Source organism: Clostridium tertium, assembly GCF_017873245.1.
GTDB classification, from domain to species: Bacteria; Bacillota; Clostridia; order Clostridiales; family Clostridiaceae; genus Clostridium; species Clostridium tertium.
On the sequence record NZ_JAGGJY010000005.1, the window covers coordinates 119,292 to 146,283 of the forward strand.

23 protein-coding genes are annotated in these 26,992 nt (G+C 30.4%); 3 read left to right on the forward strand and 20 right to left on the reverse strand.

Annotated elements, in window-relative coordinates; genetic code table 11:
• Nucleotides 1-3: 3 nt before the first annotated feature.
• The 14 genes from J2Z25_RS07870 to J2Z25_RS07935 all read right to left on the reverse strand — a co-directional run bounded on the left by J2Z25_RS07870 (nucleotide 4) and on the right by J2Z25_RS07935 (nucleotide 16,220).
• Nucleotides 4-492 carry a hypothetical protein gene (locus J2Z25_RS07870; protein ID WP_209739559.1) on the reverse strand — a complete coding sequence of 163 codons (489 nt, stop codon included), beginning with the start codon at nucleotides 490-492 and terminating at the stop codon, nucleotides 4-6.
• Nucleotides 493-774: 282 nt separating this feature from the next.
• Entirely contained in the window at nucleotides 775-1,731 is a 957-nt protein-coding gene (menA, locus tag J2Z25_RS07875) for a 1,4-dihydroxy-2-naphthoate polyprenyltransferase (RefSeq protein ID WP_209739561.1), read from the reverse strand.
• Nucleotides 1,732-1,974: 243 nt separating this feature from the next.
• Nucleotides 1,975-2,403: a PDZ domain-containing protein gene (locus J2Z25_RS07880; protein WP_008681095.1), complete on the reverse strand. Its 429-nt coding sequence runs from the start codon at nucleotides 2,401-2,403 to the stop codon at nucleotides 1,975-1,977.
• A 100-nt stretch (nucleotides 2,404-2,503) separates the two neighbouring features.
• Nucleotides 2,504-3,508 carry a ketol-acid reductoisomerase gene (gene ilvC / locus J2Z25_RS07885; RefSeq protein ID WP_209739563.1) on the reverse strand — a complete coding sequence of 335 codons (1,005 nt, stop codon included), beginning with the start codon at nucleotides 3,506-3,508 and terminating at the stop codon, nucleotides 2,504-2,506.
• Nucleotides 3,509-3,520: 12 nt separating this feature from the next.
• On the reverse strand, nucleotides 3,521-5,197 hold the full coding sequence (gene ilvB, locus J2Z25_RS07890) for a biosynthetic-type acetolactate synthase large subunit (protein ID WP_209739564.1): 1,677 nt from the start codon (nucleotides 5,195-5,197) through the stop codon (nucleotides 3,521-3,523).
• A gap of 262 nt (nucleotides 5,198-5,459) precedes the next feature.
• Complete coding sequence (gene ilvD / locus J2Z25_RS07895) at nucleotides 5,460-7,118, reverse strand: dihydroxy-acid dehydratase (RefSeq protein WP_209739572.1); 1,659 nt, start codon at nucleotides 7,116-7,118, stop codon at nucleotides 5,460-5,462.
• 14 nt (nucleotides 7,119-7,132) lie between these two features.
• Nucleotides 7,133-8,209, reverse strand: a complete 1,077-nt coding sequence (gene leuB, locus J2Z25_RS07900; protein ID WP_209739574.1) for a 3-isopropylmalate dehydrogenase — start codon at nucleotides 8,207-8,209, stop codon at nucleotides 7,133-7,135.
• 182 nt (nucleotides 8,210-8,391) lie between these two features.
• Nucleotides 8,392-8,904, reverse strand: a complete 513-nt coding sequence (gene leuD / locus J2Z25_RS07905) for a 3-isopropylmalate dehydratase small subunit (RefSeq protein ID WP_209739576.1) — start codon at nucleotides 8,902-8,904, stop codon at nucleotides 8,392-8,394.
• Between the two features lie 64 nt (nucleotides 8,905-8,968).
• Nucleotides 8,969-10,243 (reverse strand): 3-isopropylmalate dehydratase large subunit, encoded by a 1,275-nt coding sequence (leuC, locus tag J2Z25_RS07910; RefSeq protein ID WP_209739580.1) that lies wholly within the window; start codon nucleotides 10,241-10,243, stop codon nucleotides 8,969-8,971.
• A gap of 15 nt (nucleotides 10,244-10,258) precedes the next feature.
• The gene (gene cimA, locus J2Z25_RS07915) at nucleotides 10,259-11,854 is read right to left on the reverse strand and encodes a citramalate synthase (RefSeq protein WP_209739602.1); all 1,596 of its coding nucleotides are present in this window, start codon (nucleotides 11,852-11,854) and stop codon (nucleotides 10,259-10,261) included.
• Between the two features lie 152 nt (nucleotides 11,855-12,006).
• Nucleotides 12,007-12,519, reverse strand: a complete 513-nt coding sequence (ilvN, locus tag J2Z25_RS07920; RefSeq protein WP_209739616.1) for an acetolactate synthase small subunit — start codon at nucleotides 12,517-12,519, stop codon at nucleotides 12,007-12,009.
• A 1,014-nt stretch (nucleotides 12,520-13,533) separates the two neighbouring features.
• Nucleotides 13,534-14,877 (reverse strand): phosphoglucosamine mutase, encoded by a 1,344-nt coding sequence (glmM, locus tag J2Z25_RS07925; protein ID WP_008681106.1) that lies wholly within the window; start codon nucleotides 14,875-14,877, stop codon nucleotides 13,534-13,536.
• Between the two features lie 115 nt (nucleotides 14,878-14,992).
• Entirely contained in the window at nucleotides 14,993-15,292 is a 300-nt protein-coding gene (locus J2Z25_RS07930; RefSeq protein ID WP_209739619.1) for a YerC/YecD family TrpR-related protein, read from the reverse strand.
• 94 nt (nucleotides 15,293-15,386) lie between these two features.
• Complete coding sequence (locus tag J2Z25_RS07935) at nucleotides 15,387-16,220, reverse strand: AIM24 family protein (protein ID WP_099345692.1); 834 nt, start codon at nucleotides 16,218-16,220, stop codon at nucleotides 15,387-15,389.
• A gap of 144 nt (nucleotides 16,221-16,364) precedes the next feature.
• On the opposite strand from J2Z25_RS07935, the gene J2Z25_RS07940 reads away from it, so the two are divergent.
• Entirely contained in the window at nucleotides 16,365-16,544 is a 180-nt protein-coding gene (locus tag J2Z25_RS07940; RefSeq protein WP_209739622.1) for a hypothetical protein, read from the forward strand.
• Nucleotides 16,545-17,046: 502 nt separating this feature from the next.
• A complete protein-coding gene (locus tag J2Z25_RS07945) occupies nucleotides 17,047-18,177 on the forward strand; it encodes a zinc-dependent alcohol dehydrogenase (protein WP_209739624.1) in 1,131 nt (376 codons plus the stop codon).
• A 312-nt stretch (nucleotides 18,178-18,489) separates the two neighbouring features.
• Here the strand turns inward: J2Z25_RS07945 and buk (J2Z25_RS07950) are convergent, their stop codons facing one another.
• The 6 genes from buk (J2Z25_RS07950) to cdaA all read right to left on the reverse strand — a co-directional run bounded on the left by buk (J2Z25_RS07950) (nucleotide 18,490) and on the right by cdaA (nucleotide 25,847).
• Entirely contained in the window at nucleotides 18,490-19,560 is a 1,071-nt protein-coding gene (buk, locus tag J2Z25_RS07950; RefSeq protein ID WP_008681112.1) for a butyrate kinase, read from the reverse strand.
• Between the two features lie 20 nt (nucleotides 19,561-19,580).
• Nucleotides 19,581-20,651, reverse strand: coding sequence for a butyrate kinase (buk, locus tag J2Z25_RS07955; RefSeq protein WP_209739627.1), 1,071 nt, complete (start codon nucleotides 20,649-20,651; stop codon nucleotides 19,581-19,583).
• 26 nt (nucleotides 20,652-20,677) lie between these two features.
• On the reverse strand, nucleotides 20,678-21,586 hold the full coding sequence (gene ptb / locus J2Z25_RS07960; protein WP_209739629.1) for a phosphate butyryltransferase: 909 nt from the start codon (nucleotides 21,584-21,586) through the stop codon (nucleotides 20,678-20,680).
• Between the two features lie 225 nt (nucleotides 21,587-21,811).
• Nucleotides 21,812-23,413 carry an NAD(P)/FAD-dependent oxidoreductase gene (locus J2Z25_RS07965; protein ID WP_209739631.1) on the reverse strand — a complete coding sequence of 534 codons (1,602 nt, stop codon included), beginning with the start codon at nucleotides 23,411-23,413 and terminating at the stop codon, nucleotides 21,812-21,814.
• Between the two features lie 326 nt (nucleotides 23,414-23,739).
• Nucleotides 23,740-25,011, reverse strand: a complete 1,272-nt coding sequence (locus J2Z25_RS07970; protein WP_209739633.1) for a CdaR family protein — start codon at nucleotides 25,009-25,011, stop codon at nucleotides 23,740-23,742.
• Complete coding sequence (cdaA, locus tag J2Z25_RS07975; protein WP_097033909.1) at nucleotides 24,984-25,847, reverse strand: diadenylate cyclase CdaA; 864 nt, start codon at nucleotides 25,845-25,847, stop codon at nucleotides 24,984-24,986. The genes J2Z25_RS07970 and cdaA overlap by 28 nt, the downstream gene beginning before the upstream one ends.
• A 151-nt stretch (nucleotides 25,848-25,998) precedes the next feature.
• Between cdaA and J2Z25_RS07980 the strand changes: the two genes are divergently transcribed.
• Entirely contained in the window at nucleotides 25,999-26,991 is a 993-nt protein-coding gene (locus J2Z25_RS07980; protein WP_245173199.1) for a hypothetical protein, read from the forward strand.
• Nucleotide 26,992 lies beyond the last annotated feature (1 nt).

Genomic DNA, 26,992 nt, shown 5'->3' on the forward strand with positions numbered 1-26,992 from the left:
TATCTACTTTAGTGCATTTTCTATCCTATTTTTCATTTCTTCTACTTTATCTTTAGCAACATCTGTCTTTTCTCTTATTGCTTTATCATATTCGTTAAATAGATTTTCCATATCCCCTACAGTACTTTTTATGGAAGCATCTTCAACAGTATTCTTTAAATTTGTAAGTTTTCCTTTAAATTCATTGCTATATTTATCCCAATCTTCAGCTTTTATATTTTCTATTCCGCCCTCAACTTTTCCTTTAAATTCTGTGTACAAATTATTTACAGAAGTCCTATTCTCATTTACTGATCCCCCTTGATTATTGGTACCATTAGTATTTGAATTTGTATTATCTGTCACGCCAGTACCATTTGTCCCATTATTTGTTCCTTCTGTTACTCCTGTGCCTGAATTTTTGTTTGTTGATGGATTTTCTGCAGTAGTTTTTCCACAGGCTACTAATCCTAAACTACAAGTTATTAACATACCTATTAATAATTTTTTCATTTTAATTCCTCCTTTTTTCACCATATAATTATTCTCTCTCTTAACCACATAATTATTTTCTCTCTTAATTTTTAAATTATACTTATTAGGTAAGCATCACATTTATGGTGTTCTCATATCTACAGCCTCAAAGTCACCACAATATGATACTCATCTCACTATAAACTCATGGTAAAAAAAGAAGGATCTATCTTAAAAGACAGTTCCTTCTTTAAAACTAAAAATTATTTGCATTATTTCTCACAAATTAATAAAATAATTTACCCAAAAGTATCTTTATTTTTAAAATAAATTTAAAACAACTCCAACTAATATAGTTAGTGCATAAGTTACATTCATTACAACAAAATTCTTTACTGCTAATATAAAAGTATCTTTTTTAGTTTGAATTTTATTGAACTTATTTATATTTTTATTTATTACTTTTAATACTAATAATGTTACTATTGAAACTATTGGTAATATTCTAAGTAGTACTCCCACTACTATTGCTATAAATCCAATATAATATAACCATTTAAATACCTTTAAAGCATTTTCTTTTCCAATATATATTGGAAGTGTATATCTTTTATTTTCTATATCTTCATCTATGTCACAAATATTATTTGCAAGCATTATATTAGAAATTCCCATTATAGCTGGTAAACTTATAATAAATATGTATATTAACTCAATTATATTGAAATTAATGCTTATATTACTTAAATCATTGAAGTTAATTGATAATATTCCTAAATCAAATATATGTATATGTATAGTTAAAAATGTTATTATAAATCCCATTGCAAGGCCTGAAAATATTTCTCCAAACGGTGTTCTTGATATTGGTATTGGCCCAAATGAATACGTAATTCCTATAACAAATGAAACTGCACCTATTAATAAAACTATTATATTTGTATTTTTAACTAATAATAAGCCTAAAGCTGTTGCTAATATAAACATAAAATAAATAGTTCTCCTAACTACTTTTGGATTTAAATTATAACTAACTATAGCATTATGAGTTTCATATCCATATCCTTCTTTTTTGACTGCTTTTGCATAATCCATATAGTTATTGATTGCTGTAGTAGTCATATCAAATATTATCATTGATAAAAACATTATTATTGCATTTTTTATATTGAAATTATCATATCTGTATAAACTATAAAAAGTCCCTAATAAAAATGGAATTACACTTGCTACTTTTGTTTGTATTTCTACTAATTTTAAAAAGCTTCCTATTCCCAAAATAAATTCTCCCTTCAAAATATTTCATTACCTATTTTATTACTTATTTACAAAATAGGAAAGTGAAAATATGTAAGTTTACTAATTTCATAACTTTAATTAAAATTAGAATAAACCAATATATTTCCACTTAAACATTAAAAGAAAAAAGTAGAGAAATTCAATTTTATTAATTTTATAAATAAGTTCTAAAACATAGACATATAGGTTTTCTCTACTAATTTACTATTATTTATTTAATTTTTAATTTAAAAACGCTTGTGCTTCTATTTTTGCTGATTCTTGACTTTCTATATCTCCTTCATCATATTCTGAATGCTTATAAAAATAATCTGCCATTTGGAATCTCTTAACTCTAGAAATATTTAATTCTTCAGCTAAATCATCTAAAAATCTCACTTCAGACATTTCATATTCAGCATCAGCTAGTGCAACTCTAGTCAATTCAAAAAATACTATGTTTATTATTCTTCCTCCAGCGTTCTTTATGATATTAATTGTTTCTTCATGGCTAACTTCTTCTAAGTCAAAGTTTTCCATATTCATTTCTTTTAACGCTCTCTCAATTAATTCCTTCTCTTGTTCTTCTACTTTATCATCTACTAATGCAAATTCTACAAGTAAGTTAATATAGGCAGTACCTAACTCCCTACTAAGTTCATTCAAAAACATACTCAATCCTCCTTTGTTTTCCTTAATTTATTATATCATATATTAAATATGTATAAAATAAAGTTGTTATGGACAAACCATAACAACTTTGTAAACTTTTTTAATCTAACTTTTTAGTATCTATCCAGCTCATCATTTCTCTTAATTCTTGACCTACTTTTTCAATTGGATGATCTGTTTCCATTCTTCTTCTTGCATTAAACATCGGTCTTCCAATTTGATTTTCTAGTAACCAATTCTTTGCAAAAGTTCCATCTTGAATTTCTGTTAATACCTTTTTCATTTCTTTCTTTGTTTCTTCAGTTACTATTCTATTCCCTACCATATAGTCACCATATTCAGCAGTATCTGATATAGAATATCTCATCATGCTCATTCCGCCTTGATATAGTAAATCTACAATTAATTTCATTTCATGTAAACACTCAAAATATGCATTTTCAGGAGCATATCCTGCTTCTACTAAAGTTTCAAATCCTGCTTTTATAAGTGCTGTGCAACCTCCACAAAGAACTGCTTGTTCCCCAAATAAATCTGTTTCTGTTTCATCTTTAAATGTAGTTTCTAAAACTCCAGCTCTAGCTCCACCTATTCCATTTGAATAAGCTAAAGCTAAATCACGAGCATTTCCTGTTGGATTTTGATATACAGCTATTAAACAAGGAACTCCTGATCCTTCTGTGTAAGTTCTTCTTACCATATGTCCTGGTCCCTTAGGCGCACACATAAATACATCTACATTTTCTGGTGGAACTATTTGTCCATAGTGAATATTAAATCCATGTGCAAATACTAATGAATTTCCTGCTTCTAGGTATGGAGCTATTTCTGAATTATATACCTTTGCTTGCTTTTCATCTGGTAATAATATAACTACTACATCTGCAGCTTTTGCAGCTTCTGCTACTGTTGCCACTTGTAATCCTGCTTTCTCAGCTCTTTCCCAAGACTTACTTCCTTCATAAAGTCCAACTACAACCTCTACTCCACTTTCATGTAAGTTTAATGCATGTGCATGTCCTTGACTACCATATCCAACTATAGCAACTTTTTTCCCCTTTAATAATTCTAAATTTGTGTCCTTTTCATAATACATTTTTGCCATTTTTCTAACCCCCTAATTATCTACATCTTCTTCACTTATTATTTCATTAATTGGTGCACCAGGTGCAACCATAGGAAATACTTTTTTATCATTATGAATTACATAATCAATTACTACTGGCCCTTTAAACTCTAAAGCTTCCCTTAAAGCAGGTTCTAGTTCTTCTTTTTCATATACTCTAAAACCTCTTCCCCCAAAGGCCTCTACTAATTTAACAAAATCAGTTGATCTATTTAAAGTTGTTGATGAATATCTTGCTTCATAGAAAAAGTTTTGCCATTGCCTTACCATTCCTAATGAATTATTATTAACTATTATTATAATTACAGGCAAATTATTTTTTGCTGCTGTAACTAGTTCATTACAATTCATCCCGAAGCTTCCATCTCCAGCTATATTAAAAACTTGCTTATTCTTTAATGCAATTTGAGCCCCAATCGATGCTCCTAACCCAAAGCCCATGGTTCCAAGTCCACCTGATGATATAAAGCTTCTTGGATATTTATAATCAAAATACTGAGCAGCCCACATTTGATGCTGTCCTACTTCAGTTGCAATTACAAAACTTCCATCGTCTAGTTCACTTAGCTTTCTAAATAAAAATTCTGGAGTTAATTCTCCTGTAACTGAAGTATCTCTAACATTTAAAGATTTAAGTTCATTCATTTGATTTAACCATTCTTCATTTTTCTTTTCCTTTAATAATGGTATTAATTTTTGAAGAACTATCTTTAAGTCACCAACTATAAATGAATCTACTTTAATGTTTTTATTAATTTCTGCCGGATCTACATCTATATGAATTACCTTTGTGTTCTTTATATTTTTTTGATTATTTATAACTCTATCACTAAACCTTGCTCCTAAATTTATTAAGAGGTCACATTTAGTAGCTAATATATTTGAAGCTTTAGTTCCATGCATTCCTATCATTCTTGTATATAATGGATGATCATAAGGAAATGCTGAGATTGCCATAAGAGAAGTAGCTATAGGTGAATTTATTTTTTCAACAAATCCCTTTAGCTCTTCAAAAGCTTCTGATGCAACTATTCCTCCACCTGCATATACAAAAGGATTTTCAGCCTCATTTATTAATGCGGCTACTTCTTCTAAAGCTTTATCAGTTATATGCTTTGTTTTTCGCTCTACTTCCTTTGGTATTATAGGTTCATATTTTACTTTAGCTGCTGTAATATCTTTTGGTATATCTATTAGTACTGGACCCGGTCTTCCTTCTTTAGCTATATAAAAAGCTTCTCTTATAATTCCTTGTAAGTCATTAACATCCTTAACTATATAATTATGCTTTGTTATCGGCATAGTTATTCCAGTTATATCAACCTCCTGAAAGCTATCTTTTCCAAGAAGTTGCTTTGTAACATTTCCCGTTATTGCAACCATTGGTATAGAATCCATATATGCAGTTGCTATCCCAGTCACAAGATTAGTTGCCCCAGGCCCAGAAGTTGCTAAACATACACCAACCTTCCCAGTAGCCCTTGCATACCCATCTGCTGCATGTGCCGCCCCTTGCTCATGCGCCGTTAATATGTGATTTATCTTATCTCTATACTTATATAACTCATCATATATATTAAGAACAGCACCACCAGGATATCCAAAAATAGTATCAACCCCCTCATCCAAGAGAGATTTAATCAATATTTCAGCCCCTGTTAAAAACATAAATAACCCCCTTAATTTTAATGGGAAGAGTGAAAGAGTGAAAAAGTTATGGTTATAATTAAGCAGAAGCTTAATTATTTAATTTGAAATTATTAATTTCATATTTCCTACTACCTTAACAACTTCAATTCTAACTTTTACTCTCCAATAACTTAGCTTGTCTGAGTTATTTCATAACTTCTTTCATTTTTTTATAATTCATTAAAGATCAATTATTTCCTTAACTCTTTCACTCTTTCCCTATTCACTCTTTCACTTTTCACTACTCCAGTATTGCTCCTTTGCTAGCTGAGCTTACTAACTTAGCGTATCTTGCTAAATATCCTTCTTTTACTTTTGGTTCAAGTATTTTTAGATTTTTTCTTCTTTTTGCTAATACTTCCTCATCTACTAAAAGTTCTAGTTTTCCATTTGGTATATCTATTGAAATTTTATCTCCTTCTTCAACTAATGCTATATTTCCTCCTTCTGCTGCTTCTGGAGAAACGTGCCCTATTGCAGCTCCTTTTGTTGCCCCACTAAATCTTCCATCTGTTATTAATGCTACGTATTTATCTAAGCCCATTCCTGCTATTGCTGATGTTGGAGATAGCATTTCTCTCATTCCGGGTCCACCCTTTGGCCCTTCATATCTTATTACTACTACATCACCTTTTATAATTTTTTTAGAAAGAATTGCTTCTATTGCTTCTTCTTCGGAATCAAATACTCTTGCTGGCCCCTTATGTGTTAACATTTCTTCTAATACTGCTGATTTTTTAACTACTGCTCCATCTTCAGCTAGGTTTCCTTTTAACACTTGAATACCACCTGTAGTGCTATATGGATTTTCTATACTTCTTATTACATTATTATCATTTACCACTACACCTTTTAAATTTTCCTTATGTGTCTTAGAAGTGGCTGTTATACACTCTAACTCTAATAAATCTTTCTTCGAAAGTTCCCTCATAACAGCTTGTATTCCTCCAGCCCAATATAAATCTTCTATATGAATATCAGATGCTGGTGCTAATTTACAAAGATTTGGAGTTTTTGAGGATACTTCGTTAATAATATCTAAATTCATTTCGACCTTTGCTTCATTTGCAATTGCAGTTAAATGAAGCACACTATTTGTTGAACATCCGAGTGCCATATCAACTGTCAATGCATTCTTTATAGATTTTTCATTAACTATATCTCTTGGCTTTATATCTTTTTCTAATAAATCCATTATTCTCATCCCTGCATATTTAGCAAGTCTCATTCTTTCTGAATATACTGCTGGTATAGTTCCATTTCCAGGCAATGCTAACCCTAAAACCTCTGCTAAACAATTCATAGAATTTGCTGTAAACATTCCTGAACATGATCCACATGTTGGGCATGCCTTATTTTCAAGCTCACATAAATCTCCTTCTAACATAGTTCCATTCTCATAAGCCCCAACTGCCTCAAACATAGTTGAAAGTGATACTTCCTTACCTTTAAATTTTCCTGCAAGCATCGGTCCTCCACTAACAATAATAGATGGAATATTTAGCCTTAATGCTGCCATCATCATACCTGGAACAATTTTATCGCAATTTGGTATTAAAACTAATGCATCAAATCCATGAGCCTTAACCATACACTCAATAGTATCTGCTATAAGCTCCCTTGTAACTAAGGAATATTTCATTCCTTCATGTCCCATTGCAATACCATCACATACTCCTATAGTTGGAAACACTAAAGGTGTTCCACCAGATAGTAATACTCCCTTTTTTACTGCTTCAACTATCTTATCTAAATTTATATGACCTGGAATTATATCATTTTGTGATGTTACAACTCCAATTAAAGGTCTATTTATTTCTTCATCCGTAAGACCTGTTGCCTTTAATAATGATCTATGAGGAGCTCTTGATGGTCCTTTTTTAACTACGTCACTTCTCAACTAACTCACCTCTTTTATCCTAATATTTTTTCTGAAACTAATTCCCCAATTTCTTTAGTTCCAACTAGCTTCATTCCTTCACTCATTATGTCACCTGTTCTATATCCCTCTTCAAGAACTTTTACAACAGAATCTTCTATAAGCTTTGCTTCTTTTTCTAAATTGAAACTAAACTTCATCATCATTGCTGCTGAAAGTATTGTTGCTAGTGGATTAGCTATTCCCTTTCCTGCAATATCTGGTGCACTTCCATGTATAGGCTCATACATTCCAAGAGTACCTTCTCCTAATGAAGCTGATGGTAACATCCCTATTGATCCAGTTATCATACTAGCTTCATCAGATAAAATATCTCCAAACATATTAGATGTTACTATTACATCAAACTGTCTTGGATCCCTAACTAATTGCATAGCAGCATTATCAACATACATATGATTTACTTCTACTTCTGGATAATCTTTAGCAACTTCTTCTATAACACCTCTCCATAATCTCGAAGTTTCTAGAATATTAGCCTTATCAACACTTGTAAGCTTTTTCTTTCTTTTCATAGCTGTATCAAATGCTATTTTAGCTATTCTTTTCACTTCATTTACATTGTATCTTTCAGTATCATAAGCTCCAGACACGCCCTCTAAATTTTCTCTTCCTCTTTCTCCAAAATATATTCCACCAGTTAATTCTCTAACTACGCATATATTAATTCCATCTCCTATAATGCTATCTTTAAGTGGAGATGCATCTTTAAGTGGTGCATATAATAAAGCTGGTCTTAAATTACAATATAAATTCATTCCACCTCTAAGCCCAAGTAATGCTTGCTCTGGTCTAACTTTAGCATTTGGATCATCCCATTTTGGACCTCCAACTGCACCAAGTAATACAGCATCAGCCTTTTTACATGCTTCCAAAGTTTCATCTGGAAGAGGTGTTCCTTTTTCATCTATTGCGCATCCTCCAGCTAATAAATACTCATATTCAAACACATGCTTAAACTTATCCCCAACACAATTTAAAATATTCACAGTTTGTTCCACAACCTCTGGTCCAATTCCGTCTCCTGGTATAACCGCTATTTTATAATTCATATTAAAAAGCCCCCTTGTAATAGTGGGAATAATGAAGGAGTTAAAAGTTAAAAATTTAGGTAATAATTCAACAGAGTTGAATTATTAAATATTCTAAATGAAATTCTAAAGGAATTTCATCAATACCTCTTTCACTTTTCCCTCTTATTTCTTATTACAGAAATTCTGAAAGAATTTCATCCTTAACTCTTTCCCTCTTCACTCTTCACTTTTTCACTCTTAATATAGTTTACTAGTCCATTGCTATTTATTATTTTCTGCATAAACTCTGGAAATGGTTCGCCTTGATATTCTTGTTTTTTTGATTTATTGTTTATAACTCCTGTTGTAAAGTCTATTTCAAGCTCATCTCCAGCATCTATTGACTTAACCGCTTCTTCGCATTCTATTATTGGTAATCCTATATTTATTGCATTTCTATAAAATATCCTTGCAAATGTCGATGCTATTACACAACTTACTCCACTTTCTTTTATTGCTATTGGAGCATGCTCTCTTGATGAACCGCATCCAAAATTCTTATTTGCGACAATTATATCTCCCTTTTCAACCTTCTTAGTAAAATCAGAATCTATATCTTCCATACAGTGCATTGCTAATTCCTTAGGATCAGATGTATTTAAATACCTTGCAGGAATTATTACATCCGTATCTACATTATCACCATATTTAAAGACCTTTCCACTTGCTTTCATTCTTTTCTCCCACTCCTTATTACAGAAATCCCCAAGGAATTTCATCCACAATTTTTTCATTTTTTTATTCTTTAATCTTTCCCACTTTTTCCGGGTTTGTTATCTTCCCCGTTAATGCTGATGATGCTGCTACTGCTGGACTTGCTAGGTAAACTTCTGATTCAACATGCCCCATTCTTCCTACGAAGTTTCTATTTGTTGTTGATATTGCTCTTTCTCCCTTTGCAAGTATCCCCATATGCCCGCCCAGGCATGGACCACAAGTTGGAGTTGAAACTACTGCTCCAGCTTCTACTAAATCTTTTATTATACCTTCTTCTAAAGCTTGAAGATAAATCTTTTGAGTTCCTGGGAATACAATACATCTAACTCCCTTTTTAACTTTTTTATTCTTTAATATATCCCTTGCAACTCTTAAATCTGAAATTCTTCCATTTGTGCAAGATCCTATAACAACTTGATCTACAGCTACTTCCCCTACTTCATCTATAGTCCTTGTGTTATCTGGTAAATGTGGAAATGCTACTGTTGGCCTTAATTTGCTTAAATCTATTTCATAAACTTCATCATACTCAGCATCTTCATCAGCTTCATATACCTTCCATTCTCTTTGTGCATGATCAACTAAGTATCTAATTGTCACATCATCTACTGGAAATATTCCATTTTTCCCGCCTGCTTCAATAGCCATATTAGCCATTGTAAATCTATCATCTATTGATAAATATTTTAATCCGTTACCCACAAATTCCATGGATCTATATAAAGCACCATCAACACCTATCATACCGATTATATGAAGTATTACATCTTTTCCACTAACCCATTTTGATGGCTTATTTTTTAAAACAAACTTTATTGCTGAAGGAACCTTAAACCAACACTTACCTGTCGCCATTCCAGCCGCCATATCTGTTGATCCTATTCCTGTTGAAAATGCTCCTAATGCTCCATATGTGCAAGTATGTGAATCTGCCCCAATTACAACATCCCCTGCAACAGCTAATCCTTTTTCTGGTATTAAACAATGCTCTATTCCCATTTCTCCAACTTCAAAGAAATTAGTTATTTCTTTTTCTCTCGCAAATTCTCTAATAAGCTTGCACTGTTCTGCTGCTTTTATATCTTTATTAGGTGTAAAGTGATCTGGTACTATAGCTATTTTATCTTTATTAAATACTTTATCTAAATTTAGTCTATTAAATTCATTTACTGCAACTGGAGATGTAATATCATTACCTAACACCAAATCTAAGTTTGCTTCAATTAATTGCCCTGCCTTTACACTTTCTAAACCTGCATGAGCTGCTAGAATCTTTTGAGTCATAGTCATTCCCATCTTATAGTCCCCCTTTTAAAAATACATTCTTACTGTTTTTTCTATATCTTTTATTAATTTATACTCTAATGAATCAACTAAAGCTATCCAACTGGCCTGAACAACATCTCTTGATACCCCAACTGTACTCCAATTTTCTATTCCATCTGTTGATTCTATAAGAACTCTTACCTTTGCTCCTGTAGCACTTTCCGAATCTAAAACTCTAACCTTATAATCTACTAATCTTACTTCTTTTAATTGTGGATAAAAACTTTCAAGTGCTTCTCTTAATGCCTTATCCAATGCATTTACAGGACCATCACCTTCAGATGCAGTCATTTTATTTTTACCATCAACTGTTATATTGATTAATGCTGTTGAAGTAAAATATTTATTATTCCACGGCTGCTCTCCTATGGTTTTAAAATGGTTAAGTTTGAAAAATGGTTTATACTTTCCTATAGTTTTTCTTATTAAAAGTTCTACTGTTCCTTCTGCTCCTTCAAACTTATAGCCTTCATATTCTAATTCCTTTAGTCTATTAGTTATCTTTTCTACTTCTTCACTTTCTCTTGTTATGTTTGGAAAATTTTTTTGTATTTCTTTTAGAATTGTACTTTTACCGCTTACTTCTGATACTAAAAATCTTCTATCATTTCCTATAAGCTCTGGTTTTATATGCTCATATGATTTTGACGACTTACAAACTGCATCTATATGCATCCCACCCTTATGTGCAAAAGCTGATGCTCCTATATATGGCATATTGTCTGATAAATTTATATTTGAAATTTCTGAAATGAACCTTGATGTCTTTGTTAAATTTGCTAATCTTTCTTGTGGTATAGCTTCAAATCCCATTTTTAATTGTAATGTTGGGATAATAGCTGATAAATTAGCATTGCCACATCTTTCTCCAACACCTATAAAAGTTCCCTGAACATGGCATATTCCTTCTTCTACAGCTATTATTGAATTTGATATAGCCATTCCAATATCATCATGACAATGAATTCCCACTCGTCCACCTATTGATTTCATTACATCCTTTGATATATCTCTAATTTCAGATGGAAGAGTCCCCCCATTTGTGTCGCATAATACTATTACATCAGCCCCAGCTTCCTTTGCAGTATTTATAGTTTCCATAGCATATGCTTTATTTTCTTTATATCCATCAAAGAAATGCTCTGCATCAAATATGACTTCTTTACTCTTGCTTTTTATATATTTAATTGAATCATTTATCATATTTATATTTTCCTGCAATGAAGTTTTCAATATTTCCTTAACTTGAAAACCCCATGCTTTACCAAATATAACAATAACATCCGTTTCTGCTTTTATTAAACTTTTAATATTAATATCATCTTCAACCTTAATGTTAGCTTTTCTTGTTGCACCAAATGCTGCTAACTTAGAATTCTTTAAATCAACTTTCTTCATCCTTTTAAAAAATTCCATATCCTTTGGATTTGATCCTGGATTCCCCGCCTCTATATAAGATACCCCCATATCATCTAACGCCATAGCAACCTTTATCTTATCCTCAAGAGAAAATGAAATATCTTCACCCTGTGCCCCATCTCTCAAAGTCGAATCAAAAATCTCTATTCGCCTATTGCTCATTGCTAAACCCCCCCAATAGTAATGGGAAGAATGAAATAATTAATAATGAAAAAGTTAATGAAATAATTCAGCAATGCTGAATTATTAATTTTAACTAAAAAAATTCCAAAAGAATTTTAACCTAAATTCTTTCATTCCTCCATTTTTTCATTTCAATTAAAGTATTCCCCATAACTTGTTATATCTTTATCGCCTCTTTCTAATGCTGTTATTCCTGTCCTTACTATTTCTACTATTCCGTAGTCTTCCATAAGCTCTATTAATGCATTTATTTTACTATCATCGCCAGTTAACTCTATTGTTACTGTGTTATGAGCAACATCTATTATCTTGCTTCTAAATATTTTTACTACTTCGTTTATTGCCCCTCTTTTTTCTGGTGAAGCTTGTACTTTAATTAAAACTAATTCCCTATATACCGAAAATTCTGACTTTAATTCATGTACTCTTAGAACATCTTCTAGCTTATTGAGTTGTTTTGTAAATTGTTCTAGTATATCTTCATTTCCCATTAATACTATTGTCATTCTTGATATTTCTGGATTCTCTATTCTTCCAACAGTTAAACTATCAATATTAAATCCACGCCTTGCAAATAATCCTGAAACTCTAGTTAATACCCCAGATGAATTACGTACCAGTACAGATAATACATGCCTTTCCAAATTTTTAGCCCCCTTTATTAAAAAATTGTGTAAAAAAACCACCCTTAATGATATGACTCAATATGGTGGTAATAAACATTCCGCCTTAAATTATACTATCACTAGGTTCTAACAAACCCTTGCCTTTAACGGTGCTTACCGGTAGTCGCTTACTCATACCCCCTTGTACTTTCTGGACACTGCTCTAGAGTGATATTTATTTAGTAAAGTATCCATTCACACCTACCATGGACTCTCTGTAACTTTATCGCCTAAATAAAAGTCTCCGTCTTCGCATTTATAAAACTTATAAGGACATATTAAATTTTGTTATTGCTAAAATTTTACTCTTCATTTCTTCAAGTGTCAATTATAAAGTAAAAACTTTACCAGATTGCTTTTTGAATACTATTTCAAGAGTATAATATTACCATTTTAATATTCAAATTATATATCTATTGATAAATAAGTAATTATTTTTTCATCATCATAAATATGTATTAGAAAAATATACATTTTTTTGCTAATTTAATTTACAGTTTAAATCTAAGATTCTTATTTATTAATCAGTAGATTTTAAAACATATTACTTATATATAATTTTACATTCTAAATTAAATTTAGTTCACAAGATACTAAAACAGATAATTTGTTAATAATAAATTATTTATTTTAATATAAAATATTTAAATTGAGAGGGATGTTTTTTATGTATGGATTTCCACCACTACAATTAACCGTGGTAAATATCACCAACAATACTGATACAACTATTATATTCAGGAGTACTTCATGTAAGAATAAATTTAGTAAAGGATAATGGAGAATTACAATTATAAGTAACAATAGAGGAATAGGCATAAAATTCAAGGATATAACGAAACGTTAGTCCCTTGAATTTTGACTAAATTCGTAAAATAATTATATATTATATTAAAGAAAAAACTCAGCTCTTCAGCTGAGTTTCTTCTTTAATTATTTCATGTACATTTGAAATAATAATTTCAAACAGCACTTCATTCTTTCATTTTTCTACTATATTTTACTTAATATTAAATCCGCTAATCCATGTGCCATTTTATCTATTTCTTCTTGATCTTCTCCTTCAAGCATAACTCTAACTAGTGGTTCTGTTCCTGAAGGTCTAATTAAGACTCTACCTGCACCATGCAGTGCTTCTTCTATTTTCTTTATTTCATTAATTATTTCTTCATCTTCTAAGTATATATTTTTCTTTTCATTTGGAACTTTAGCATTAACTAAAACTTGAGGAAGCTCCTTCATTATTCCAGCTAGCTCACTTAAAGTTTTTCCACTTCTCTTTCTTATTGCAGCAACTTGAAGAGCTGTAACTAATCCATCACCAGTTGTATTATAATCTAAGAATATTATATGTCCAGATTGCTCACCACCTAAAATATAACCATCCTTAACCATTTCTTCTAATACATATCTGTCTCCAACTTTAGTCTTTATTGTCTTTATATTTTCTTTCTTACAAGCAATGTCTAACCCTAAGTTACTCATTACTGTAACAACTAAAGTATCATCCTTAAGCTTACCTAAGTCCTTAAGATGTTTTGCGCATAACATTAGTATGAAATCTCCATTTATAAGATTTCCTTTTTCATCTACTGCTAAACATCTGTCTGCATCACCATCAAAAGCAAATCCTAAATCACATTTTTTTCTTACAACATAATCTTGTAATTCTTCTGGATGAGTTGATCCACAGTTTTCATTTATGTTTGTTCCATCTGGATTATCATTTATAACATAAACTTCTGCTCCAAGTTGTCTAAATGCCTTTACTGCAGCCTTGTAACATGCACCATTTGCACAATCTAAAGCTACTCTTAAACCTTTTAAATCTACTGGAATTGTTGATAATGCATAATCAGTATATTCGTCAAGAGCTCCAATTTCCATAGATGATCTTCCTAAGTCATGTCCTGTTGGGCTTGGCACGCCTTCAAAGCCACTTTCTATAACTCTTTGAATTTCATCTTCTAATTCATCTTGTAACTTGTATCCTTTATTATCAAAAAACTTTATACCATTATATTCTACAGGATTATGTGATGCTGAAATCATTATACCTGCATCAGCATTATATTCTCTTATTAAATGTGCTACTGCTGGAGTTGGAACAACACCTAATATAACAGCTTCAGCTCCAACTGATAATATTCCTGATACTAAAGCTGCTTCTAGCATATCTCCTGATATTCTTGTATCTTTTGCAACTAATATTTTTGGCTTGTGAGTTCCTTCTGTTAATACATAAGCTCCTGCTCTCCCTAAGCCATACGCTATTTCAGATGTTAATTCTGTGTTGGCGATACCTCTAACTCCATCTGTCCCAAACATTCTACCCATATTTTTTACCTCACTTTTTCTATTGGTTTATTGGTTTTACATAATGTCCTAATAAATAGTATACATTCACAAGTTATATATTACAACTTTATTATTATTAAAACTTTATTATATTCTACTGTTCTTCTAGTCTATCTAAAATTAAATTATATCCTCCAGTACCATAATTCAAGCATTTATTTACTCTGCTTATAGTTGCTGTACTGGCTCCAGTTTCTTCTGCAATTTCTGTATATACCTTCTTTTCCTTTAACATCTTTGCAACATGCATTCTCTGCGCTAGTGCCTTAAGTTCATTTATTGTTGCAACATCTTCAAAGAAATTATAGCAATCATCTATACTTCCTAACTTTAAAACAGCTTCAAAAAATAGATCTAGTTCTGGATTTTTAAGCTTGCTTTCTGCTTGACCCAAATATCTCACCCCTTGTTTTCTTTTGAATACTCTTAATAAATTATAACTATATTTTCATTAGTTTACAACTTTATTACCTTGAAGTATTATTTGTTTAAATTTCTGTATCACTGTCTCTTTGCGGATATACTAATTCTTTTAATCCCTTTTCCTTTAATTCATCATATATAGCCTTAGTTGGAACTAACCATACTTCTCCTGTTCCTCTATATACATTTAGTAAACCCTCTCCATTAAGCGCAGTTCCTATTAACGTAGTTCCTGACTTTTCTACTGTAAATTCTATATTAGAACTTCTTAAAATAGCAAAATTACCGTCTACCTTTAAAGTATCTCTAAACATCTTACATCTTAATATTTCTTTATCTGGAACTGGTATTTCTAATACTACTATTCCACTTCCACTTAATTTAGTTTGGTATACTCCTTCATTTCCAAAAATTAATGAAGATACATTTTTATGCATTACAGGCTCTACTTCTATACTCTCTTCACATGCATAAAATAATCCATCATCAACTATTATTTCTTCATCTTCTAGTTCTATTAAAGTAAAATGTCCAAAGGTAGGCTCTAAAAACACCTCACCAGTTCCCCTAATAATTGGTTTAAACATTGGCTCATTTGTTACCTTACTTGAAAAGAACTTTTTCCCAAGACCTATAATTCCTCCAGTTTTATTTTCTATCTCTATATTACCCTTCATATAGCTTAGGGCTCCTGCTTCTATTTTAACTGAACTATCATCTAATATTAATCTAATTTGTCTTAATTTAATTGATGATTTTTTCATAAAATCTAACTGAATTGATAAATTTAAATCATCCGATCCCTCTAAATCATCATACTCTAAAATCTGAAATATGCTGTCACTTCTCATTTCTGACACCATTGTCATCTTATTATTTGTATTGAATGAAGTTATCATAATATCTCCCCCTTCATCTACATTTTAACATAGTTTTATATTTTCAAACTACAATATATTTTTATGTATATTTTATATTCAACTTTGGCAGAATTAAGATATATTCATTAATTCAAAATTTATTTAATTTGTTGGAGGTGCTTTATGAAAGCAATTGTATATGAAGGTATTACAGATACTAGACATACAAAAGACATAATAAATCAAGGAGTTTCTTCAAATAATGTAAATGACCAATCTAATACATTTGACACTCAAAATTACTCATCTAATATATTTAGCAGCAAAAATGATTCTTACATAAAAATAATATTAAAACCCTAGTATTTAGCAAAGTTTATTCAAATTCATCTAGCAACTGACTTTATAAATTTTTCTCACATAAAATTTAAATAATATATGATTTCAATTTTACTATTTCCTTAATCATGACTATTAACTTTTAATATTATAGCACCATAGTAATTTAGAGTATTAATTGAAACGTATATATCTTAAACTTTAATTAGTATTGACTATGGATGTAAATAATATTTCCATAGTCAATACATTAATCACACCTAATATATTATCTCCTTTATTCTATGAACAATAAACATATTTATTTGAATCAACTTAACACCTTATTTTCCCATTAAACAAAATTCTTATAAACTATAACTTATCTCTTTTTAACCATTCTAATTTAATTAAAGAAATTAAACATTTTATTGAAAGCTTAACAATTTCTATAAGATATATAACCTCTATTACTTTCCTTATTTCTTAAGTATATTATCCGCAATAAATTGTAAAACTATATTTATTACATTTTAGGAGGTATCTTATGAAAGCAATTGTATATAAGGGTGTTAGAGATATTAGAGTTGAAAATGTTGAAGATCCTAAAATAGAACATAATGAAGATATTATAGTTAAAGTTACATCTACAGCAATATGTGGATCTGATCTTCATTTAATTCATGGCATGGTCCCTAATCTTAAAAAAGGCTCAGTTTTAGGCCATGAAACTATGGGAATAGTTGAAGAAGTAGGTAAAGATGTTAAAAAGATTAAGAAAGGTGATAGAGTTATTGTACCTTTCCCTGTTTCTTGTGGACATTGCTGGTATTGTGAACATGAATTATATTCACAATGTGATAATTCTAATCCATATGGAGAGGCTGGAGGATTATTGGGATATAGCGATACCTTTGGAGGTTATGATGGAGGCCAAGCAGAATATTTAAGAGTTCCTTATGCCAATGTTGGTCCTACTATAATTCCTGAAGGTCTTGAAGATGAACAAGTATTATTTTTAACTGATATATTACCAACATCTTATTGGGGTGTTGAAATGAGTGGCATGAAAAAAGGTGATACTGTTGTAGTACTTGGATGTGGACCAGTTGGACTTTTATCTATAAAGTGGGCAATATTTAAAGGTGCAAAAAGGGTCATTGCTGTAGATTGTGTAGATTATAGATTAAACCATGCTAAAAGTTATAAAGGTGTAGAAACTGTTAATCTAGAGGATTATGATGACACTGGAGAATACTTAAAAGAATTAACTAATGGTGGCGCTGATGTAGTAATTGATTGCGTTGGTATGGATGGTAAAATGTCTACTTTTGAAAAAATAGAATCAATGCTAAAACTACAAGGTGGCTCAAAATCTGCAATAGAAATTGCTAGTAGAGCTATTAGAAAATGTGGTACTGTTTCTATGGTAGGTGTTTATGGTGCTAGGTATAACTTATTTCCACTAGGCGATTTCTTTTCTAGAAATGTAACCTTTAAAATGGGTCAATGCCCAGCGCAAGCATATGTTGATCCTATTTTAAAGCTTATACAAGAAGGTAAATTCGATGCTAGAGATATAATAACACACAAAATATCATTATCTGATGGTGAACATGCTTATGATATTTTTGATAATAAAAAAGACAACTGCATAAAAGTAATATTAAAACCTTAGTAGCATTTTACAGAGCAAAATAATGAAAAGTTAATGATGTTTTGCTTCTAACTATTTCATTCCTCAATATTAATTTAAATTTAAAATATAAGTTGGCTAAGATAAATAGAATACGTGAAATAAACATATATCAAGCAATTAGAAGTACTTGGCGAAGGAAGAGGTACTAGGCCTTAGCGTTGTTGGGTTTGTTTGAGCGTAGTGAGTTAACCAAAACTCTTGGCATAGTACATCTTAAAATTCTAGTACTTCTTTGCATAGTTATTTAGCTTGTGGAACATATCTAGTTATCGTAGCCTTTATATTCTCAGTTTAAATGTATTCCTTAGCTTCTTCTTCTCCTGTCATAGCTCTTATTGCTCCTTGTGCTAAAGCTAATAATTCATCTTCTCCTGGATAAATTGTAATAGGTGCTATCCAGCCTACTCTTTTCTTTAATTCATCTATAACTTTCTCTGAATAAGCTATTCCACCTGTGAATATTATTCTATCAACTTTTCCTTCTAAAACTGTTGCCATTTCTCCAATTGATTTAGAAATTTGATATATAAATGCATCAAAACAAATTTGAGCTTCTTTATTTCCTTCTGCTGCTAATTTTAACACATCTCTAGCGTCATTTGTATTTAAATATGCTACAAACCCACCTTTTCCAACTGCCTTAGTATATACTTCTTGTTCTGTAAATTTACCGCTATAGCACATTTTTATAAGTGCTCCTACTGGTAATGAACCTGCTCTTTCTGGCGAAAATGGACCTTCTCCATCTAAAGCATTATTTACATCTACTACTTTTCCATTTTTATGAGCTCCTACTGAAACTCCGCCTCCCATATGAACTACTATTAAGTTTAAATCTGTATATTTAATTCCTGATTCCTTTGCATATCTTTTAGCTACAGCCTTTTGATTTAATGCATGGAACTTACTAACTCTTGGTAATTCAGGAACGCCTGAAATTCTTGCTACTTCATTAAGTTCATCAACAACAACTGGATCTACTATGAAAGCTGGTATATTCAGCTCATTACCTATTTGGTTTGCAATTATTCCTCCTAAATTTGAAGCATGCTGTCCTTGCACACCATCTTTTAAATCCTGAAGCATTTTTTCATTAACTTTATAAGTACCACTTTCCATAGGCTTTAGCATTCCACCTCTACCTACTACTGCATCTAAAGTGTTTATGTCAAAATTCTTTTCTTTTAATACATTCACTATTATATCTTTTCTAAATTTAAATTGATCGTATATTGTTTCATATTTTGATATTTCCTCTGATGAGTGTCTTAAAGTTTCCACTAATACTTCTTGTTCCCCATCATATACCCCTATTTTAGTTGATGTTGAACCTGGATTTATTATAAGTAATTTTAAAGCCATTTAAACGTCCTCCTAACTGCTTATTTATATTCTTTAGCTATCTCTTCTCCCCTCAGAACTCTTAAAGTTCCTTGAGCTAAAGCTAATAGCTCGTCTTCTCCTGGATAAACTGTAATTGGTGCTATAAAGCCTACTTTAGTATTTAAATTAATTATAAGCTGCTTCCAATAAGCTATTCCGCCTGTAACTATAATTCTATCTACTTTTCCTTCTAAAACAGTTGCCATTTCTCCTATTGACTTAGCAATTTGATAAACAAATACGTTATAATACTTTATAGCATCCTCTCTTCCTTCATTTACCCAATCTTCTAATTCTCTAGCATCATTTGTATTTAAATATGCTACGAATCCACCTTTTCCAACTATTTTGCTATACATTTCTTTTTCTGTATATTTACCACTAAAACATAACTTAATTAATTCACCAATTGGAACGCTTCCTGCTCTTTCTGGTGAAAATGGTCCATCTCCATCTAAGGCATTATTTACATCAATTACTTTTCCATTTTTATGAGCTCCTACTGAAACTCCTCCACCTAGATGTACCACTATTAAATTTAAATTTTCATAACCTTTTCTAGATTCTGTTCCATACCTTTTTGCAACTGCTTTTTGATTTAAAGCATGAAACTTACTAACTCTTGGTAATTCGGGTACTCCTGATATCCTTGCTACATCTTCTAATTCATCAACAACTACTGGGTCAACTATATATGCTGGTATATCTAATTCTTTAGCAATTTCATTTGAAATTATTCCACCTAAGTTAGAAGCATGTTGTCCTTGTACTCCAACTTTCAAATCATCTAACATAAAATCATTTACTAAATATGTTCCGCCTTCCATTGGCTTTAGCATTCCACCTCTACCAACGATTGCATTTAGGGTTTTTACGTCAATATTATTTTCCTCTAATGCCTTTATAATTATTTCTTTTCTAAATAGGAACTGATTATATATACTATCGTATTTTCCTATCTCTTCTGCGGAATGTCTTAAGGTCTTAACAAAAACCTCTTTTTCATCTTGGTATACACCAATTTTAGTTGAAGTCGATCCTGGATTGATAATTAATAGTTTGTAAGACATAGCAAAGTCTCCCCCATATTCTTATATTATTTTTTTGCTTCTGCAACTAATGCAGCTAGCGCAATGGAGTGTACCTTTGTTTCAAAACTATCAGCTCTCGATGTTAAAATTACAGGTGCAGATGTTCCAACTAAAAGTCCTCCATTTCTTGATTTTGATGTATATGTTAATGTTTTATACATAACATTTGCTGTTTCAATATTTGGAAGTAAAATTACATCTGCTTTTCCTGCTACTTTTCCTGTTATTCCTTTATGATGGGCTGCCTCTTCTGACAATGCATTATCTAAAGCTAAAGGCCCGTCCACTATACAACCTTTAATTTGTCCTCTATCATTCATTTTTGATAATAATGATGCATCTATTGTTGCTGGCATATCTGGATTAACTACCTCTACTGCACATACTGGAGCAACCTTTGGTAATTCTATTCCGCAAGCATGAGCAACATCTACTGCATTGTTTAATATTTGTACCTTTGCCTTTAAATCTGGATAAGTATTAAAGGCTGCATCAGTTAATAAAATTAATCTATCTATTCCTTCTATTTCAAACACAGCAACATGAGACATTAATTTTCCTGTTCTTAAACCAACTTCTTTATTAAGAACACTTCTTAAAAATGTAGCTGTATCCACTAAACCTTTCATAACCATATCTGCTTCACCAGATGATACTAATCTTATAGCTTCTAAAGCTGCCTTATTTACATTTGTTTCATTTACAATTTCAAATTGTGTAAGATCCATATCGATCTTATCAGCTATTTCTCTTATTTTTACTGAATCCCCAACTAATATTGCATCTGCAATTCCTCTTTCCTTAGCTGCTTTAACTGCTTCTAATACTGGCTCATCTTGTGCTACTGCTACTGCAACCTTCTTTTTAGCACATCCATTAACCTTTTTTAATAAGTCATCAAAATTCTTACTCATTTCTGCACCCCTTATATAATAGTGTGAATTTATTCTAATAATTAAATATTATTCTAATAATTGAGAATTTTCTTTCTTTAATATCTATTATAATACCTAATTACCATTAATACACTATATTTTGTTAAATTTATATCAATTGTTGATATTAATTACAAATATTTTCCTTTATATTGTAACAAAAAAAATTCTGAAAACTTAAGTTTTCAGAATTTTCTTTATTATTTATTTCATAGGTTTATATTCTTGAATTATTTTCTCTGCAACCTTTAATCCATCAACTGCAGCTGATATTATGCCGCCTGCAAATCCAGCCCCTTCTCCTGCTGGGAATAGGCCTTTAATAGATATACTTTGCAAGTTTTCATCTCTTGTCATTCTAATAGGAGCAGATGTTCTTGTTTCTATTCCTGTTAAAACTGAGTCATAGTTTCCATATCCCTTTATTTTTTTATCAAAATCAACTATGCCTTCTTTTAACGCTTCTATTACATAATCAGGAAGACATTCTCTTAAATCTTTAAATACATATCCTGCTGTATAACTAGGAGTAACAGAACCAAGCTTTGTACTTACTTTATCTTGCATAAAATCTCCAACTAATTGCACTGGAGCTTTATATTTTCCTCCTCCTACTTTAAATGCTAAACTTTCATAATGTCTTTGGAATTCCATTCCTCTAAGTGGTGAATCTCCTTCAAAGTCATCTGGTCCTACAGTAACAACTAAAGCTGAATTTGCGTTATCTAAATCTCTAGCATGATAACTCATACCATTTGATACTAATCTTTCATTTTCTGAGGCTGCTGCAACCACAACTCCACCTGGGCACATACAGAATGAATATACAGCTCTCTTAAGCTTTTCACTTTGATATGTTAATTTGTATTCAGCTGCCTTAAGCTTTGGGTGCTGATACATATCTCCATATTGACTTTTATTTATAAGCTCCTGTGGATGTTCTATTCTAACACCAATTGCAAAAGCTTTTGGTTGCATAAAGACTTCCCTTTTATGTAACATTTCATATGTATCTCTTGAGCTATGTCCTATTGCAACAATAAGATTTTCACACCCTATTTCTTTCCCATTTACTATAATAGATTTTACCCTATCATCTTCTGTTTTTATATCTTCTAATTTAGATGAAAATAAAACTTCCCCACCTAGTTCTTTTATTCTTTCTCTAATATTTTTTACTACACCCTTTAAAAGATCTGTTCCAACATGAGGTTTTGCTACATAAGTAATTTCTTCTGGTGCACCAGCTCTAACTAATTCCCTCAATACATAATCGCATCTTGTATCTTTTATTCTTGTAGTTAACTTACCATCTGAAAAAGCTCCAGCTCCACCTTCTCCAAATTGAACATTAGACTCTGTATTTAATTCACCAGTTTCCCAAAACTTATCAACAGTCTCTGTTCTTTTATCCACATCTTCTCCACGTTCTATCACCAAAGGTTTATATCCCTTTTCTGCTAATAATAATGCAGCAAATATTCCCGCTGGTCCAAATCCAACTACCACTGGTTTATTTTTTAATTCCTTTTCTCCTGAAACTATTTCTGCATTATAAGAAGGTGCCTCAAACTTTACATCCTTATCTTTTAATTTATTAACTAATTTTTCTTCATTCTTATGTTCTATTTCTACACAATAGATGTATTTTATATCATTTTTCTTTCTAGCATCTAAGCTCTCTTTTATTATTTTAATATTCTTTATTTCTGATTCAGAAATCTTTAACTTCTTAGAAACCTTTTTAATTAATGTATTTTTATCTTCATCTATCTTTAAAGCTATATTATTAACTCTAATGGACATATTATAATCCCCTTTCTGCTAGTCAATCTTATATATTAAAGATTTATTACACCTTATATATAATTTAAATTAAACATTCATTTGATTGCACCTTATTTTAACATAAATTTATTATTAGTAGTATTATTTTTATATGTATTATTTACTACTATTTTCTTATGATAAATCATCTATATCATCTATATTTATAAATGTCTTAAGATAAAAAGCAAATATCCATAGAAAGCATTATTCTTTTATAGCTATTTAACGTTATTTCAAACTTTTATCTTTTTTAATATATAAAAGAGATACATAGAAAATAACTATGTATCTCTTTACTTAAATTACTCATTATTATTACTATTATTAGCATTATTATTAGTATCAGATGGATTTTGAGCTACTTCTTTAATTACCGTAAATGCTATTTTTTCAACAGAAACTATACTAAAGCTCTCATCTAAACCTTGAAGTGTAACCTTAGGCTCTTGTTCAAAGCTTCCATCTTCCTTAAATGCACTTACATCTATAGAAGCTTTTATATTATCAGCTGTTACATTTCCTAGCTCATTTTCATACCCACTTATAGTCACCTTAATAGTATCTTTAGCAGGTGTAACTTTTACGCCTTCAATTCCCCCTGTTATACTATATTTTATATTAAAATCCTTAGTTGCAAATTTTATTACATTAACTTTAACTGTAATATAATCTTCCCCTTGAGATAGTTTTAATCCTTCTGGAATCACTATTCCAAGGGATACATCTTTACTTTCATTTATTGAGCTTAAATTTAAAGGAGTTGAATTTACTTCACTTATTGTATCTAATATCTCCTTAGGCCCTAAAATTTCTACAAACTTTTTGTTACTTTCTATAGACTTTAGTTTAAGACCATTAGGTAATTGTCCCGTCGTAACTACATTTACTTTTACAGACTTACCCTTACTAACTTTTATCTCCACATTAGCAGATTTTTCTGAAAGTAAAACTCCCAAAACTTCATTTCCATCTTCATCTAATGGCTTTATATCATAACTGCCTACTACATTTTCAAAAACATCCTCTTTATTATCTGAAACAACTAAACTTGATACTCTTGTAACAACTGACTCTGCTCCTGTTACCTTAACTTCTTTTGGATCTATAGTTGCTACTGATGCAAAATATCCCTGTCTTGGTGTGACTATAATATCTGAAGTTATAGGCATGGTTTTTTCCACCATATCTTCTATTTTGACTGATACTGTCAGTGTATTTGTATTTCTTATACTTACCGTAATTGGATAATCTACTATAGATACAGGAACTTTATTTTCTCCCTTTTTCCAAGCATACTCGCTTAAATCAACTTGAACTTTAAAATCACTTTTCTTTATTTTGTTTATATCACTTGTATTTCCCTCTACTTTTAAAGTTACATATAATTCCTGATTTGGGGTTAATGCTAATTTTGAGCTAGTTAAAGCTTCTGTATTAATTAACTCAACTGGTATTTTGCTTATTTCTGTAGTTCTTATTTTATTTTCTACATTAGTTACATAAACCCATAAGCCTATAGATAATAAAAGGCATATTACTGGTATTACTAATCTATTTTTTTCCTTATTATCCAAGCTTTCACCCTCTCCCCAGCTGATCTAACATTCTTTTTAACATTCTTTTTATCATTATGTTGCATCATTTTAAGTAAAATTACTCTTAATTTTTCTCTATCATAATTTCTTGTTAATCTACCATTTATCGCTAAGGATACTACTCCCGTTTCTTCGGATACCACTAAAACTATAGAATCTGAAACTTCTGATACACCTATTGCCGCTCTATGTCTTGTTCCAAGCTTTTTATTTATCGTATTATTATTTGTAAGTGGAAGTACACATCCTGATGCTAATATTCTATCTTTTCTTATTATAGTAGCACCATCATGTAATGGTGTATTAACAACAAAGATATTCTCTAGTAAATTTGAAGTTACTTTTGCATCTAAAATAGTTCCTGAATTAAGTATTTCTCCTAATCTAGTCGCCTGTTCTATAACTATTAATGCACCTGTTTTTGTTTCTGCTAAATTTTCAACTGCAGTAATTATTTCACTTACAGTTATGTTTCTTTTTTCTTCATCTTGAATATTGTGTATTTCTTCAAATGCACTTCTTCCTATGTGTTCTAATGCTCTTCTTATCTCTGGTTGAAATATTATAACAACAGATAAAAGACCAATGGTCAATGTCTTATTTAAAATGAAATTTAACATTTCTAATTTTAAGACATAACTTATAGGTATCAATGCCACCATAAGTATAATACCCTTTAAAAGTTGTTCTGCCCTTGTTTCTTTTATTAGTATATATCCTTTATAGAATATATAGGCAACTACTAATATATCTAAAACTGCAAATATAGATATATTTTTTAGTGTGTTTGTTATAACTGTACTAATCTCCTGCATAAAGGGCACCCCCTAGTTTTCATATATTATTTATTATACACCAATAAGTAAATTCTTAGTATAATATTTAAATTTTTTTTAATTTTATAATATTTTTCACTTTACTGTAATATAAATTTATGTAAAGAAATTTATGTGGGGTGATAAACTTATGAAAGAAAAACTTAGTACTTTGTTCAAAGATTATAAAAATTTAACTGTATTCATAATATCGCTACTGTTACTCTTATCATTATCAACGTTTTTTATCATATATAACTCAGATTCTAATAGAGCTAAAAGAACTCTAAGAAATATTGGTAATGAATTAAATGACGTAAATAAAAATCTTGAATCAGGCATAAAAGATTTTACCATTGATACAACTAAATCCTATGACCTTTTAGTATCTGGATCAAGTAAACTAAAGGAATTATTAAACTCAACCTCTCAAATAGAAGACATTGATGCTGAAATTTCATCTATGAAAAATGACTTAAACAATGCTATAAGCTCTACTATAAGTTTATATGATAATTGCATCAATATTCTTTCTAATCCTAAAGATGTAAAATCTAGTACTGATTTAGATAATTTTAGTGTTTTCAAAGAAAATTGTCTAAAAGATTATTCTATTTTGGCACAAAACAAAATTGATATAGACTTTTCTAATAATACACTACAATTTTTTGATAATACTTATAATTACTTAAATACCATAATTAAGATTAATAGAGATTCTGAATTTCAAAATACTCAACAGCGAGAATTCTTTCTTCAGCTTGATTCATTTAATTCAGAATTTAACTCATTAAATGAAGACTTAATGCCCGCCATTAATAAAATAAGAGAAGATAAAAGAGACCTACAAGCTATAATTGATGATTTATATAGTAAGGAAAAGTCTTATGAAAATTTAAAATCTAAAATTGTATCTATGTCTATTCCAGATGGCTGTATGGATATATATGATGCTTTAGATGAATACTTAAATATGTACTATATATATTTAAAATCTATTAAAGAAGCCGCTATATACGAAAAGACTTGCTCTGATATAGATAAGTTTTCTAAAGAAATTAACAAGAATTATAAGAATGCTTCTTCTAAAAGAGATGATGTAATAAACGCTTATTCTAATTACAAAAATATTCTCGAAAAATAAT

Coding starts and splice junctions, on each gene's coding strand:
- leuD (WP_209739576.1), bottom strand. CDS start 8,904: ATGAAAGCAAGTGGAAAGGTCTTTAAATATGGTGATAATGTAGATACG.
- ilvB (WP_209739564.1), bottom strand. CDS start 5,197: ATGTTTTTAACAGGGGCTGAAATATTGATTAAATCTCTCTTGGATGAG.
- leuC (WP_209739580.1), bottom strand. CDS start 10,243: ATGGGAATGACTATGACTCAAAAGATTCTAGCAGCTCATGCAGGTTTA.
- J2Z25_RS07945 (WP_209739624.1), top strand. CDS start 17,047: ATGAAAGCAATTGTATATAAGGGTGTTAGAGATATTAGAGTTGAAAAT.
- J2Z25_RS07965 (WP_209739631.1), bottom strand. CDS start 23,413: ATGTCCATTAGAGTTAATAATATAGCTTTAAAGATAGATGAAGATAAA.
- J2Z25_RS07870 (WP_209739559.1), bottom strand. CDS start 492: ATGAAAAAATTATTAATAGGTATGTTAATAACTTGTAGTTTAGGATTA.
- J2Z25_RS07880 (WP_008681095.1), bottom strand. CDS start 2,403: ATGTTTTTGAATGAACTTAGTAGGGAGTTAGGTACTGCCTATATTAAC.
- buk (WP_209739627.1), bottom strand. CDS start 20,651: ATGTCTTACAAACTATTAATTATCAATCCAGGATCGACTTCAACTAAA.
- J2Z25_RS07980 (WP_245173199.1), top strand. CDS start 25,999: ATGAAAGAAAAACTTAGTACTTTGTTCAAAGATTATAAAAATTTAACT.
- cdaA (WP_097033909.1), bottom strand. CDS start 25,847: ATGCAGGAGATTAGTACAGTTATAACAAACACACTAAAAAATATATCT.
- leuB (WP_209739574.1), bottom strand. CDS start 8,209: ATGAATTATAAAATAGCGGTTATACCAGGAGACGGAATTGGACCAGAG.
- J2Z25_RS07940 (WP_209739622.1), top strand. CDS start 16,365: ATGAAAGCAATTGTATATGAAGGTATTACAGATACTAGACATACAAAA.
- J2Z25_RS07935 (WP_099345692.1), bottom strand. CDS start 16,220: ATGATAACTTCATTCAATACAAATAATAAGATGACAATGGTGTCAGAA.
- ilvC (WP_209739563.1), bottom strand. CDS start 3,508: ATGGCAAAAATGTATTATGAAAAGGACACAAATTTAGAATTATTAAAG.
- cimA (WP_209739602.1), bottom strand. CDS start 11,854: ATGAGCAATAGGCGAATAGAGATTTTTGATTCGACTTTGAGAGATGGG.
- glmM (WP_008681106.1), bottom strand. CDS start 14,877: ATGGGTAGAATGTTTGGGACAGATGGAGTTAGAGGTATCGCCAACACA.
- ptb (WP_209739629.1), bottom strand. CDS start 21,586: ATGAGTAAGAATTTTGATGACTTATTAAAAAAGGTTAATGGATGTGCT.
- buk (WP_008681112.1), bottom strand. CDS start 19,560: ATGGCTTTAAAATTACTTATAATAAATCCAGGTTCAACATCAACTAAA.